Origin of the sequence: Mycobacterium sp. ITM-2016-00316, assembly GCF_002968335.2 — a bacterium.
In the GTDB taxonomy this organism is placed as follows: domain Bacteria; phylum Actinomycetota; class Actinomycetes; order Mycobacteriales; family Mycobacteriaceae; genus Mycobacterium.
Genome location: NZ_CP134398.1, coordinates 1,382,893 through 1,396,448 on the forward strand (window position 1 = coordinate 1,382,893; position 13,556 = coordinate 1,396,448).

16 protein-coding genes are annotated in these 13,556 nt (G+C 66.6%); 13 read left to right on the forward strand and 3 right to left on the reverse strand.

Going from position 1 to position 13,556, the window contains the following annotated elements; genetic code table 11:
* The first annotated feature begins 441 nt into the window (after positions 1-441).
* On the forward strand, positions 442-711 hold the full coding sequence (locus C6A86_RS06660; protein WP_199196430.1) for a WhiB family transcriptional regulator: 270 nt from the start codon (positions 442-444) through the stop codon (positions 709-711).
* 35 nt (positions 712-746) lie between these two features.
* Here C6A86_RS06660 and C6A86_RS06665 read toward each other — a convergent pair whose 3' ends face one another.
* Complete coding sequence (locus C6A86_RS06665) at positions 747-1,169, reverse strand: metallopeptidase family protein (RefSeq protein ID WP_105366140.1); 423 nt, start codon at positions 1,167-1,169, stop codon at positions 747-749.
* Between the two features lie 130 nt (positions 1,170-1,299).
* Between C6A86_RS06665 and C6A86_RS06670 the strand changes: the two genes are divergently transcribed.
* From C6A86_RS06670 to manA, 4 genes are all read left to right on the forward strand, one after another.
* A complete protein-coding gene (locus tag C6A86_RS06670) occupies positions 1,300-1,731 on the forward strand; it encodes a DUF3499 domain-containing protein (protein ID WP_105366141.1) in 432 nt (143 codons plus the stop codon).
* Between the two features lie 145 nt (positions 1,732-1,876).
* Entirely contained in the window at positions 1,877-3,337 is a 1,461-nt protein-coding gene (locus tag C6A86_RS06675) for a phosphomannomutase/phosphoglucomutase (protein ID WP_105366142.1), read from the forward strand.
* Positions 3,334-4,404: an SIS domain-containing protein gene (locus C6A86_RS06680; RefSeq protein WP_105366143.1), complete on the forward strand. Its 1,071-nt coding sequence runs from the start codon at positions 3,334-3,336 to the stop codon at positions 4,402-4,404. Before C6A86_RS06675 ends, C6A86_RS06680 begins: the two co-directional genes overlap by 4 nt.
* A 4-nt stretch (positions 4,405-4,408) precedes the next feature.
* Positions 4,409-5,635 (forward strand): mannose-6-phosphate isomerase, class I, encoded by a 1,227-nt coding sequence (gene manA, locus C6A86_RS06685; protein ID WP_105366144.1) that lies wholly within the window; start codon positions 4,409-4,411, stop codon positions 5,633-5,635.
* A gap of 32 nt (positions 5,636-5,667) precedes the next feature.
* Here manA and C6A86_RS06690 read toward each other — a convergent pair whose 3' ends face one another.
* Complete coding sequence (locus C6A86_RS06690; RefSeq protein WP_199196428.1) at positions 5,668-6,066, reverse strand: cupin domain-containing protein; 399 nt, start codon at positions 6,064-6,066, stop codon at positions 5,668-5,670.
* A gap of 306 nt (positions 6,067-6,372) precedes the next feature.
* Between C6A86_RS06690 and C6A86_RS06695 the strand changes: the two genes are divergently transcribed.
* From C6A86_RS06695 to C6A86_RS06710, 4 genes are read left to right on the forward strand one after another with little or no spacing between them, the layout of a single operon-like run.
* Positions 6,373-7,599, forward strand: a complete 1,227-nt coding sequence (locus tag C6A86_RS06695) for an alkane 1-monooxygenase (protein ID WP_105366145.1) — start codon at positions 6,373-6,375, stop codon at positions 7,597-7,599.
* A complete protein-coding gene (locus tag C6A86_RS06700; protein ID WP_105366146.1) occupies positions 7,596-7,778 on the forward strand; it encodes a rubredoxin in 183 nt (60 codons plus the stop codon). Before C6A86_RS06695 ends, C6A86_RS06700 begins: the two co-directional genes overlap by 4 nt.
* A 30-nt stretch (positions 7,779-7,808) precedes the next feature.
* On the forward strand, positions 7,809-7,988 hold the full coding sequence (locus C6A86_RS06705) for a rubredoxin (RefSeq protein WP_057167187.1): 180 nt from the start codon (positions 7,809-7,811) through the stop codon (positions 7,986-7,988).
* Positions 7,989-8,029: 41 nt separating this feature from the next.
* Positions 8,030-8,662 (forward strand): TetR family transcriptional regulator, encoded by a 633-nt coding sequence (locus C6A86_RS06710; RefSeq protein ID WP_105366147.1) that lies wholly within the window; start codon positions 8,030-8,032, stop codon positions 8,660-8,662.
* Positions 8,663-8,686: 24 nt separating this feature from the next.
* Here C6A86_RS06710 and C6A86_RS06715 read toward each other — a convergent pair whose 3' ends face one another.
* Complete coding sequence (locus tag C6A86_RS06715) at positions 8,687-8,887, reverse strand: hypothetical protein (RefSeq protein WP_105366148.1); 201 nt, start codon at positions 8,885-8,887, stop codon at positions 8,687-8,689.
* Between the two features lie 351 nt (positions 8,888-9,238).
* Here C6A86_RS06715 and ahcY point away from each other — a divergent pair, with 351 nt between their 5' ends.
* From ahcY to C6A86_RS06735, 4 genes are all read left to right on the forward strand, one after another.
* Positions 9,239-10,705, forward strand: a complete 1,467-nt coding sequence (gene ahcY, locus C6A86_RS06720) for an adenosylhomocysteinase (protein ID WP_105366149.1) — start codon at positions 9,239-9,241, stop codon at positions 10,703-10,705.
* A 5-nt stretch (positions 10,706-10,710) separates the two neighbouring features.
* Positions 10,711-11,178 carry a hypothetical protein gene (locus C6A86_RS06725; RefSeq protein ID WP_105366150.1) on the forward strand — a complete coding sequence of 156 codons (468 nt, stop codon included), beginning with the start codon at positions 10,711-10,713 and terminating at the stop codon, positions 11,176-11,178.
* A gap of 179 nt (positions 11,179-11,357) precedes the next feature.
* Entirely contained in the window at positions 11,358-12,665 is a 1,308-nt protein-coding gene (locus C6A86_RS06730) for a lipase family protein (RefSeq protein WP_396834855.1), read from the forward strand.
* Between the two features lie 74 nt (positions 12,666-12,739).
* Entirely contained in the window at positions 12,740-13,555 is an 816-nt protein-coding gene (locus C6A86_RS06735) for a tetratricopeptide repeat protein (RefSeq protein WP_105365536.1), read from the forward strand.
* Position 13,556: the final 1 nt, after the last annotated feature.

A 13,556-nucleotide genomic window follows, 5' to 3' on the forward strand; every position in this document is an offset into this window, starting at 1 on the left:
CGGTGTGGCCGCCCGGGGTGTGGGGAACACGCCGGTGCGTGGACACGCCGGATCTATGTCACGAGATGGTATGAAAACTGGCCATTCCGCTTGACCGTGGCAGCTAACGCGTGTCTAATCACATCAGTGTCATTTCGTGGTTCGCCCGCCGGTTTCGGTGCCGCAGACCGGGATTCGATCATATGTTCGAATCCGGATGGCCGGACATCACAATAGTGATAGCTGGGGCAGTGCTGGAGGGGTTTGGCGATCCGTGATTCAGCAGGGGCCCCGATCGGCAACAACGGGGAAAATAATCAGGTGAGGAGGCGGAACATGTCTTTTGAGCAGGTCGATCTCGACCGCGCGCTCCGGTTCGAAGACCGGATGCTCGGTTCAGTGGACAGTGCACCGCACACCACTACCGATTCGGCGGCAAGCGAAATGGTTGTGCGCCCGAGTTTGAGCTTGGTGCCCGACCGTATCGAGTTGGCGCCCGAGTCCTTCGAGGACGACGACCAATGGCAGGAACGCGGTCTGTGTGCGCAGACCGACCCCGAGGCGTTCTTCCCGGAGAAGGGCGGATCGACGCGGGAGGCCAAGCGCATCTGCCAGGGCTGCGAAGTCAAGGACCGGTGCCTGGAGTACGCGCTGGCCAATGACGAGCGCTTCGGCATCTGGGGCGGCTTGTCCGAGCGGGAGCGCCGCCGCCTCAAGCGCGGCATCATCTGACGCGGCACGTTGCGGCCGCAGGCGGTCGCAACGTGCTATTCGTCCTCGGCCGATGGGTCGATGACGTTGGGTTCGACGCCCAGATAGGTGGCTACCTGAGCCACCAGCACCTCATGTAGTAAATCCGAAAGTTCGTCGGTGTCTTTGGCGCGCCGTTCGATCGGCTTGCGGAACAACACAATTCGCGCCCGCGTGGAGTTACCGCGGACATCTACCCCGGCTGGGATCAGGCGGGCAAGCGCGATCGGGCCGTCGGCGACAACCTCCGGCGGCCACTGCACACTGTCGGGATCCTTGGGTGCGATGCGCGGTATCTCGTCGACCGCCACATCCAATGTCGAGACCCGTTGGTGCCACCGTCGCTCGATCGGCTCATAGGCCTCCAGCACCGCCATGTCGAATCGCTCGGCCCGGCTGCGCCAGCCCGGCACCGTCGGCGGCAACAGCGATCCGCGCATGCCACGGCCGCGTCGGGATCCCCGATGCTTACGCTGCGCCACGCAGGAGATGGTAACGGTTGGAGATCGGGCGCCGCGGCGCGCGCGTGTCCGGAGGCCCGCGGCGTCGCCGCACGATAATCTTCCCTGCGTGAACGTTCCCCGTCGCTGCTGCAGGCCCGGGTGCCCGCACTACGCCGTGGCGACGCTGACCTTCGTCTATTCGGACTCGACAGCCGTCGTCGGACCTCTGGCGACCGTGTCTGAGCCGCATTCCTGGGATTTGTGTGTCGTACACGCCGGTCGGATCACCGCGCCCCGTGGATGGGAGCTGGTCCGCCACGCCGGGCCGCTGCCGACTCATCCCGACGAGGACGATCTGGTCGCCCTCGCCGACGCGGTCCGTGAGGGGCGCGAAGGCGTGCAGGCTCTGGTGAACGGCGTGACCGCCGGATTCTCCGACCCCTCGACCGGGCTGCCCGGTGGCTCGCTGATGGCCCCGCCGGTGCATCGCCCGGAACCCAATGGCCGCCGTCGCGGCCACCTCCGGGTGCTCCCGGACCCGGAGCCGAACTCCGAGTAGTTCCGGCCCACACCCGTCGCCGGAAGCACCCCGGTCGGCCGTTTTGCGCGCGCTCACGGGACCTGCGGCGGCCGTCGTGTCGAGACACTAGGCTGAGTGGGCAGAGCAGTTCCCGATTCCCCGTACACAGAGAGCGAGGAGAGCCATGTCTCGGTCCGCTGAGGCTGTCCACGCTGTCATCAAGGCCTATGACGTGCGGGGCCTGGTCGGAGAACAGATCGACGACGCATTCGTCCGCGACGTCGGCGGTGCATTCGCCCGCCTGGTGCGCGACGAGGGCTTCGGCGGGCTGGGGGTACCTCCCGCTCGCGGGAGAGAGCGCAGCGACACGGGGAACGGGTCAGCCAGACCCGTCGACACCGTGGTGATCGGACATGACATGCGGGCCAGTTCGCCGGCACTGTCCAACGCGTTCGCCGAGGGCGTCATCGCCCAGGGGCTCGACGTGGTCCGGATCGGGCTGGCCTCGACCGACCAGCTGTATTTCGCCTCGGGTCTGCTGGACTGCCCGGGTGCGATGTTCACCGCCAGCCACAACCCGGCCGCCTACAACGGCATCAAGCTGTGTCGCGCGGGCGCCAAGCCGGTCGGCAAGGACACTGGCCTGCTGATCATCAGCGATGAGGTCATCAACGGGGTGCCCGCCCACGACGGTGCCGCGGGCACCATCACCGATCGCGATGTCCTCGCCGAATACGGCGATTTCCTGCGCTCGCTGGTCGACCTGTCGGAGCTGCGCCCGCTGCGGGTGGCCGTCGACGCCGGGAACGGCATGGGTGGCCACACCACCCCCGCGGTGCTCGAGGCGATTCCCGGGATCACGGTGCTGCCGTTGTATTTCGAGCTCGACGGCACCTTCCCCAACCATGAGGCCAATCCGCTGGACCCGGCGAACCTCGTCGACCTGCAGGCCCATGTGCTGGCGACCGGAGCCGATATCGGGCTGGCCTTCGATGGTGACGCCGACCGCTGTTTCGTGGTCGATGAGAAAGGCCTGCCCATCTCGCCGTCCGCGGTGACCGCACTGGTGGCCGGGCGCGAGCTGGGTCGCGAGATCGGTGCCACCGTGATCCACAACCTGATCACCTCGCGGGCAGTGCCGGAACTGATCACCGAACGAGGCGGCACCGCGGTGCGCTCACGGGTGGGTCACTCCTATATCAAGGGCCTGATGGCCGAGACCGGCGCCATCTTCGGTGGCGAGCACTCGGCGCACTACTACTTCCGCGACTTCTGGGGTGCGGACTCGGGCATGCTGGCCGCGCTGCACGTGCTGGCCGCACTCGGCGAGCAGCAGCGCCCGCTCTCGGAACTGATGGCCGACTACCAGCGCTATGAGGAGTCCGGCGAGATCAACTTCACCGTCGCCGATGCGCCCGGCTGCGTGGATTCCGTGCTGGCCACTTTCGGCAGTCGTATCCAGTCGCTGGACCATCTCGACGGGGTGACCGTCGATCTCGGCGACGGTCGCTGGTTCAATCTGCGGACCTCCAACACCGAGCCGCTACTGCGGCTCAATGTGGAGGCCCGCACCAGCGAAGAGGTCGACGAGGTGGTGGAACAGGTGGCGAAACTGATTGCCGCGCGCGGCGAGTCGGCGCCGTGACCGCCCGGGCTGCCACCATCGACCTCGACGATGTCGAGGGGTTGCTGGCTGCCGACCGGGAAGGTCTGTTGCGTGCGTCCGCCATGTCCGGCGCGCAGGTGCGTGCCACCGCGGCGTCCGTCGACGAGGGCGCGCTGGAGCTGCTTCGCTCGGACATCCCACCCCGCACGCTGATCTGGGTCGCCGACGGCGGTCCGGCACGCGCGGCGGGCACGCTGCTGTCGGCCGCCCTCGGGGCGGCCAGCGGGGTTCCGATCGTGGTGGCCTCCGAGTTGCCGCCGTGGACCGGTGCGCTGGATGTCGTGGTGGTGGCCGGTGCCGACGCGGGTGATCCCGTGCTGGTGACGGCCGCGGCCACCGGTGTGCGCCGCGGGGCGCGGGTCGTGCTCGTCGCGCCGCATGAAGGACCGCTGCGCGATGTGACGGCCGGTCGGGCGGCGGTGCTGGCCCCGCGGCTGCCGGTGCCCGACGAATTCGGATTGACCCGATATCTGGCCGCCGGTGTGGCGGTGCTGGCCTTCGTCGACACCGCGGTCCGGGTGGACATCGAGGCGTTGGCCGACGAACTGGACGCCGAGGCGCTGCGCAACAGCGCGTCGCGCGAGCTGTTCACCAACCCGGCCAAGAGTCTGGCCGAGCGACTGGCCGGACGCGAGGTGGTGCTGGCGGGGGACAGCGAGGCGACGCTGGCGCTGGCCCAGCACAGCGCGGCGGTGCTGCTGCGGGTCGCGCGTCAGGTGGTGGCCGCGGTCGGTCTGACCGATGCGCTGGGCGCGCTGAGCCCGCTGAACATCGCGCCGGTCGACTACGAGACCGCGCTGTTCCACGACGAGGAACTCGACGGCCCGCTGCCGTCGCGGGTGCGCACCGTGGTGTTGACCTCCGATGAGCAACGGCCGGTGGTGGTGGCACGCACCGAAGGTTTCGCCGACCTGGATGTGGTCAGCGCCGACGATGTGCCCGACAGTGCGACCAAGGTCGGCGGTGTGCGTCCCGAGCAGCAGTTGGCGACGGTGGCGGTGCGCATGGAGATGACGGCCGTGTACCTACGACTGGTGCGAGGTTGAGGGTGTGAATCTCCTCCGAGGAGCTGTCCGAAAGTATGCGTGGGGGTCGCGCACAGCGATTGCCGAATTCACCGGAAGGCAAAGTCCCACACAACATCCCGAGGCGGAGCTGTGGCTGGGCGCGCACCCCGGTGATTCGGCGCATTGTGTGACCGATGACGGTGAGCGCTCGCTGCTGGACATGATCAGCACGGACCCCGAGGGGCAGCTCGGCGCGGGTTCACGGGCCCGGTTCGGTGATGCGCTGCCGTTTTTGGCCAAGGTGCTGGCGGCCGACGAACCGCTGTCGCTGCAGGCTCATCCGAGCAGCCAGCAGGCGGTGCACGGATTCGAACGCGAAGAGCGCCTCGGCATTCCGGTGACGGCGCCGACCCGCAATTACCGGGATGCCAGCCACAAGCCGGAATTGATCGTCGCGCTGGGGCAGTTCGAGGCGCTGGCGGGATTCCGCCCGGCCGCCCGCAGCGCGGAGTTCATGCGTGCGCTGGCGGTGACCGAGCTGGATTCCTATATCGCGCTGCTCACGGGTCAGTCCGACGCCGACGGGTTGCGTGCCCTGTTCACCACCTGGATCACCGCGCCGCAGCCCTCACTCGACAAGCTGGTGCCCGCGGTGCTCGACGGCGCGATCAATTACATCCGATCCGGCGAAACGACCTTTCGGGCCGAGGCGAAGACCATCCTGGAGCTGGGCGAACGTTATCCCGGCGATGCCGGTGTGCTGGCTGCGATGCTGCTGAACCGCATCACGTTGCAGCCCGGTCAGGGCATCTATCTGCCGGCCGGCAATCTGCACGCCTACCTGCACGGGGTCGGTGTCGAAGTGATGGCGAACTCGGACAATGTGCTGCGCGGCGGGTTGACGCCCAAGCACGTGGATGTGCCCGAACTGCTGCGGGTGCTGGACTTCACTCCCGCCGATGACTCGGTGATCCTGCCGCGACCGATCCGCGACGGGGCCGAACTGGTCTATGACACCCCGGCGCCGGAGTTTGCGGTGTCGGTGCTGCAGGTGACCGATGACCAGGTCGGCCACGAGGTTGACGCGCCCGCCGAACATGACGGGCCGCAGGTGCTGTTGTGCACCGAGGGCGCGGTGCAGGTGCGTGCCAAGGCCGGCGCGGTGAGCCTGGAGCGCGGCGCCGCCGCCTGGGTGGCCGCCGACGACGGGCCGGTGCGGTTGCTGGCCGCCCAACCATCGAAGGTGTTCCGCGTGACGGTGGGTTCGTGATGTTTCCGACCGTTGCGACAATCCAGGCGTGATCAATCCATCGGATACGGATGGTCTGAATCAACCTCGTAGCAGATGGCGAACGGCTTGTTGGTGATGAACAAAAAGGTGACATCGTTATCGGCGGTGGCTCCGTGTTCCATCCAGCCGCCCTCCGGGAACCAGACGAAATTCCCCGGGCCGTATTGACCCTTGTGGGTGTTCAGTACGCCGTCGAGCACGTACATCCCGTGCCCGTGGGTGTGGGTGTGCCAGACATTGGTGAAACCCGCTGCGTAGCGCAACAGGAACACCTGCATGCCGGTCTCGGGGTCGGAGAACAGCTCTTTCGACGGAATCTCGGCGCCGATCTGTGGCACCACGAATGTGTCCCACGGCATCCGGCTGGAGTCGGCGACGGTCAGCTCGATCTGATTTGACGGCGTATTCAACGGTGTGTCCTCTCTTGCCAACCACGCCGATTGCGCGGCTACCGAGAAAAGTACAAACGAGCCGTTTCATGTTGGTAATCGATGGATTACACGTCGATATCTCGGATGACGGCGGCATGAACCGGCTGCCCGGCGCGTGCGGTTGGACCCGCAGGGCGGCGCCGAGCGGACACGGTCGGGGGAATGACCGTCACGGGGCCGGTTAAGACATGACGGATTTACATCATATGCCGATTTGTCTAGATAACGGACAAAGCATGGTCTATAGTCCAATGAAGTAGTGATGGCACTCACAGGAGGTGGCTGATGACATCGCAGATCGATGTGGACGGGCAGAATGCGCCGGCGGTCGAATGGCGGGATCGCAAGCGTTATCTGTGGTTGATGGGTCTGATCGTGCCCACGGCGGTGCTGATGATGCTGCCGATCGTCTGGGCGCTCAATCAGCTCGGCTGGCACGCGGCCGCGCAGGTTCCGTTCTGGATCGGGCCGATCCTGGTGTACCTCGTGCTGCCCCTGCTGGACCGACGGTTCGGGCCCGACGGCGAGAACCCGCCCGATGAGCTGACGGAGCGGCTGGAGAACGACAAGTACTACCGGTACTGCACCTACAGCTTCATCCCATTCCAGTATCTGACTCTGGTGCTGGGCGCCTACCTGTTCACCGCGTCGGATCTGAGCTGGCTGGGCTTTGACGGCTCACTGGGCTGGCCTGCGAAGATCGGTCTGGCGCTATCGGTCGGCATGATGGGTGGTGTCGGCATCAACACCGCGCACGAGATGGGCCACAAGAAGGAGTCCATCGAGCGCTGGCTGGGCAAGATCACCCTGGCGCAGACCTGTTACGGGCACTTCTTCATCGAGCACAACCGCGGCCACCATGTGCGGGTGGCCACCCCGGAGGATCCCGCCTCGGCGCGCTTCGGCGAGACGTTCTGGGAGTTCCTGCCGCGCAGCGTGTGGGGCAGCCTGAAGTCCTCATGGGAGCTGGAGGCCAAGCGACTGGAGCGTGCCGGCAAGAGCAAGTGGCACTGGTCCAACGATGTGCTCAACGCCTGGGCGATGTCGGTGGTGCTCTACGGCGCGATCTTCGCGATCTTCGGTGTCGCCGTCGTTCCCTACGTCGTCATCTCCGTGTTCTTCGGCTTCTCCCTGCTCGAAACGGTGAACTACCTGGAGCACTACGGCCTGCTGCGGCAGAAGACCGCCAGCGGTCGCTACGAACGCTGCGCTCCCGAGCACAGCTGGAACTCCGACCACATCGTCACCAACCTGTTCCTCTATCACCTGCAGCGGCACAGTGATCACCATGCCAACCCCACGCGTCGCTACCAGACGCTGCGCAGCATGGATGGGGCGCCGAACCTACCCAGCGGCTACGCATCGATGATCGGGCTGACCTACTTCCCACCGCTGTGGCGCAAGGTGATGGATCACCGCGTGCTGGCCCACTATGACGGCGATATCACCAGGGTGAACATCCACCCGCGGATGCGCGACAAGGTGCTGGCCAAGTATGGGGCCGACCGGTGAGCGCCTACCGCTGCCCCGGCTGCGATTTCGTCTACGACGAGTCCAAAGGCGCTCCGCGCGAGGGCTTTCCGGCCGGCACTGCGTGGGCCGACATTCCCGATGAGTGGCCCTGTCCGGACTGTGCGGTCCGCGAGAAGGTCGACTTCGAGGTCCACGGCGAGCGAAGCGACGGCACATAGAACCGTCCAGATCAGAGAGGAATCCCGAACATGGACTACAAACTGTTCGTCTGCGTGCAGTGCGGATTCGAGTACGACGAGGAGAAGGGCTGGCCGGAAGACGGCATCGCCCCGGGCACCCGGTGGGATGACATCCCCGAGGACTGGAGCTGCCCGGACTGCGGCGCGGCCAAAACCGATTTCGAGATGATCGAGGTCGCGCGGCCGTGACACTCGCCGCAAGAGCCCCGCGAAGCTATAGGGTCGCGGCTATGAGCGCACCCTCGCCCCGGCGTACGGCGCAGCGCGTGCCCTACGCCGAGGCTTCGCGGGTGCTGTTGCGTGACTCGATCCTCGATGGCATGCGAGACATGCTGCTGGTCCGGGACTGGTCCTCGATCACCCTCACCGATGTGGCCCGGGCGGCCGGCATCAGCCGGCAGACCATCTACAACGAGTTCGGATCGCGACAGGGCCTGGCCGAGGGGTACGCCCTGCGGCTGGCAGATCGGCTGGTCAACGCCGTCGACGCCGCGATCAACAACAACATCGGCCGCGTCTATGAGGCCTTCCTGGAAGGCTTTCGTGCCTTTTTCATGGAATCCGCCTCCGATCCACTGGTGATCTCGCTGCTCAACGGGGAAGCCAAGCCCGATCTGCTGCAGATCATCACCACCGACAGCGGTCCGATCATCACCCGGTGCTCGCAACGGCTGACCGAGACCTTCCAGAACAGCTGGATGAAGGCCTCAGACGAGGACGCCGGGGTGCTGGCCCGCGCCATCGTCCGCCTGGCGATGAGCTATGTCTCCATGCCGCCGGAAGCCGACCACGATGTGGCCATGGATCTGGCCAGGCTGATGACGCCGTTCGCAGAGCGGTACGGAGTGATCGAGGCGCCGTAACCGGAGCGGCTCTGCCCGCCGCGATCACCCGAGCCGGCCGGCAGGCTGCTCGTCGCGCCGTCGGCCGCCCCGGTCGACCACGATGGTCAGCACCATCAACCACAGGATGGCCCGCTCGCCGAAGAGGGACACCGTGATGACGGCCGCGGACAACGAGACGACGTTGCCCGCGTGATTCCACACCTCGTTGCGGGCGACCTGGCCGGCCCAGATCGTCGCGGGCATCGGCGAGAACGAAGTTCAGTGCGCCCAGCGCCAGCAGTGACCTGGTCAGACCAGGCGACTCTCCGGGCGCCACATCGCGCCCCTTCATCCCGTTCGGCGAGGCGGTGTACCCCAGGACGCCTGTGTGCCAAACAGTGCCGATGGCGGTGCGACTACGGCGTTCGCTAAGCTGACCACGGACCCCTTGGCTGGCAGAGCGCGCTTGGCGCCTGTCCCGCGAGCCCGCAGGCCGGGGGAGTCGGCACGGGAGTCCGTGTGTGGCCGCGCAGTATCTCAGGCCGCCCGGCCCGTGCACTCACAGGCAAAAGGCAGGTCGCCGCCCGGCGGCCGACAGGTAACAAGGGGCTCTACATGACTGCACCAGAACTGACCGCCGACGTACGCAACGGCATCGACTACAAGGTCGCTGACCTTTCGCTTGCCGAGTTCGGCCGCAAGGAGATCCGCCTCGCCGAGCACGAGATGCCCGGCCTGATGGCGCTGCGCCGCGAATACGCCGACGTCGCGCCGCTCAAGGGTGCCCGGGTCTCCGGCTCGCTGCACATGACCATCCAGACCGCCGTGCTGATCGAGACGCTGGTCAGCCTCGGGGCCGAAGTCCGCTGGGCGTCCTGCAACATCTTCTCCACCCAGGACCATGCCGCCGCGGCCGTCGTCGTCGGCCCGCACGGCACCGTCGAGGAGCCCAAGGGCGTCCCCGTGTTCGCCTGGAAGGGCGAGACGCTGGAGGAGTACTGGTGGGCCGCCGAGCAGATGCTGACCTGGCCGAACGAGCCGGCGAACATGATCCTCGACGACGGCGGCGACGCCACCATGCTGGTGCTGCGCGGCGCCGAGTTCGAGAAGGCCGGCGTCGTGCCGCCCGAGGACGACGAGCATTCCGACGAGTACAAGGTGTTCCTGAACCTGCTGCGCCGGTCCATCGAGGCCGACAAGACCAAGTGGACCACGGTCGCGGAGTCGGTCAAGGGCGTCACCGAGGAGACCACCACCGGTGTGCTGCGTCTCTACCAGTTCGCTGCTGCCGGCGAGCTGTCGTTCCCGGCCATCAACGTCAACGACTCGGTCACCAAGAGCAAGTTCGACAACAAGTACGGCACCCGGCACTCGCTGATCGACGGCATCAACCGCGGCACCGACGTCCTCATCGGTGGCAAGGCGGCGCTGGTCTGCGGTTACGGCGACGTCGGCAAGGGCTGCGCCGAGGCGCTCAAGGCGCAGGGCGCGCGCGTCGCGGTCACCGAGATCGACCCGATCAACGCGCTGCAGGCGCTGATGGACGGCTTCGAGGTCAAGACCGTCGAGGAGGCCATCGGTTGGGCCGACATCGTCATCACCGCCACCGGCAACCAGGGCATCATCACCCTCGAGCACATGCGGTCCATGAAGCACCAGGCGATCCTGGGCAACATCGGCCACTTCGACGACGAGATCGAGATGGCCCGCCTGGAGCGCGACAAGGACATCCGCCGGATCAACATCAAGCCGCAGGTCGACGAGTTCATCTTCCCCGACGGCCACTCGATCATCGTGCTGAGCGAGGGTCGTCTGCTGAACCTGGGCAACGCGACCGGGCACCCGTCGTTCGTGATGAGCAACAGCTTCTCCAACCAGGTCATCGCGCAGATCGAACTGTGGACCAAGAACGACGAGTACGACAACGAGGTGTACCGCCTCGCCAAGCACCTCGACGAGAAGGTCGCCAAGATCCACGTCGAAGCCCTCGGCGGTTCGCTGACCAAGCTCACCAAGGAGCAGGCCGAGTACATCGGCGTCGACGTCGACGGCCCGTACAAGCCGGAGCACTACCGCTACTAGTCACCGTGCGGATCCTGCGCGGTATTGCCACGGCGGCACTCGGTGCCGCCGTGGCAATCGGCTGTTCCGCGCCGTCGCAGGAGGTGGCGGCTCCGGTATCGCCGCCCCCGCCGACCGAGGTCCATCGCGATATCCCCGGTCTGGTCAAGGTGTTTCCCGGTATCGGCGCACCCGTTTCGGTGGCCTGGCTGCAGTGGGGGGACCCGGCAGCCGGAGCCGCCGACGTGCGCTTCACGGACGCCGTCGTGACGCTGTCGCCGGCCGTGGCCGAGGCGATGATGACCCAGTTCGAGCCGACCGACACCGGTCGCGCGCCCAAAGTTCAGGACGCACTGTCGGCCGAGGTGCCGGCCGGCCCCTTCCTCACCGGCGAACTTCTCGATGCGGGGTTCTCCTCGGCTTCCACCAGCACGTACGCGTTCCTGGACCGGGCTACGGCCACGCTCGTGCTGCAGGCGACCAGCCTGGACTGACCGCCCCCGGCGACGAGGTCGGTAGCTCGCGCGTCGCCGGATTCCTGCCATGCTCGGCGACCGAGCAAATGTGTCCGTTGTTTTTGCTGGTCGTCGGTTGATCAGCGTTACATCTGCGCCCGTGAACGACATGTGATGAATCCGTAGCCATTCGGCTACCTGTTTGTTACTGTCCGGTAGTGATTCGGGCCGGGGCTGTGTTTGTCGTGGTGTCTTTGGGGTTCGTCATCAGTTGTCTCGCAACTGGTTTGGCGCATGCCGACGACTGGTATCCGTACTACAACGAGGACGAGTACACCGCGTTCTACACGCCACCGAATCCGTTGCCGGACGTCCCGCCGGGCGAGCTGGTCCGCACCGAGCCGTCCCGGTTGGTGATCGAGCCGTCCGGTCAGGTCGGCAGGCTCAATGCCACTGGCACGCGCGTCATGTACCGCAGCACGGACGGCCGAGGCAATCCGAATGTGGTGACCGGCACCTACTTCGAGCCGTTCAACGCCTGGCCGGGACAGGGCCCGCGCCCGCTGATCGTGTTCGGTCCCGGAACGCAGGGGCAGGGCGACCAGTGCGCACCGTCGCGGCAGTTCAACCAGGGCATCCACTGGTCGCCATATCTGGACATCATGGTCAACTACGAGTCCGGGTTCGTGAACACCATGGTGAACCGCGGGTTTGCGGTCCTGATGACCGACTACGAGGGTCTGGGCACCATCGGTACGACGCATACCTACGTCAACCGGCTGTCCCAGGGGCACGCGATGCTCGACGCGGCGCGAGCCGCTGGCAAGTTGCCGGGCACGTCGCTGACACCCGGTGGGCCCGTTGCCTTCTGGGGCTACTCGCAGGGCGGCGGGGCAGCCGGTTCGGCCGCCGAACTGGCGTCGGCCTACGCCCCCGAGCTCAATGTCGTCGGCACCTATGCGGGCGCCCCGCCCGCCGACCTTGTCGACCTGATCCCGTACGCCGACGGCAGCGCGCTGGTCGGGGTGATCGGCTACGCGCTCAACAGCGTCATGCAGGGCTACCCGGAGGCCGCGCCCAAGATCCGGGCGCTGCTCACCCCGCGCGGGATGGACTTCGTCGACAAGACCAGGGATCAGTGTGTCGGGGAGACGGTCACCAAGTTCATGTTCCGGCACCTGCAGCCCTACTTCAACCATCCGATCCCGGAGCTGTTGAACGACCCGCAGTTCCGCGGAATCTTCGATCTGCAGAAGCTCGGCACGCTGAAACCCAATGCCCCGGTGCTGCTCAACAGCAACCGCTATGACCCGCTGGTGCCTTACGCGCCGGTGGTGCAACTCGGCAAGGACTGGTGCGCCAAGGGCAGCGATGTCGAGTTCCGCACCAACGAGGGTCCGCCGATTTTCAACAAGCTGGTGATCAACCACGCGCTGCCGATGGCGGTCGACGGTGAACCGGCCTTGCAGTGGGTCGCCGACCGGTTCAACGGGGTACCGACGGCACCGAACTGCGGGCAGTTCTAAGGTCGAATGTGTTGTCGGTGGCGGGATCGGGGTGATTGCCCGTCACCTTCTGCGCGCCTGCCGAGGAGGGGGATATGCCGGGCGATGTCGCCGCCATGGGATCACAGGCGCTTGCGCTGTACGGGCAGGGCCGGGTGGCCGAGGCACTGACATTGGCCTGGCAGACGGCCACTGCCCATCCCGATTCGGCTCTGGCGCACTACACCTACGCCAGCCTGTTGCGTGAGTCCGGGCGCGACGACGACGCTGTGGCGGTCGTCGAGCAGGCACTGCGGTTGAGTCCGAGCTTCCCGGATGCGCTGGTGCTGCGCGGGGACCTGCGCCGCTCCTTGTCGGGTGCCCATACGGCCGAAGCCGACTACCTGCAGGCGCTGCGTCTGCAACCCGAACATGCGCTGGCAGTGCACAATCTGGCGGTCAGCAGACTGCGGATGGGCACCACCACCAAGGCGGTGCGTGGCCTGCTGGAGGCCGGTCGGCTGGACCCCGGCCTGGCGCCGCTGGCGCTGGGAAACATCACCCTGGCGCTCACCCGTGTACTGCGCTGGGCGACGGCGTGGGTGGTCCTGCTGGCCGCGGCGCTGATCGTGGTGACAGCGATATATGACGAGGGATTGCCGTCCTTGTTGCCCCGAGTGCTCGCCGTCATGCTGACGGCGCCCTTGATCACCGCGATCGTCTGGACCTTCCGTACGGTGCCCGCACCGGCACTGCGAGTGGTGTTGCGCACACGGTTACTCCTCGGCGTGCGTCTTGCATTCCTGGCCGTGGCCGTCATCGCCGGTCTGGTCACCGCCGTCGGCGCGCCGAGTCTGGCCGGCGTCGCCGGGCCCCTACTGCTGATCGGCATGGTGGGCCTGACGGTGCTGGGCTGGATGACCGGCGCCTAGG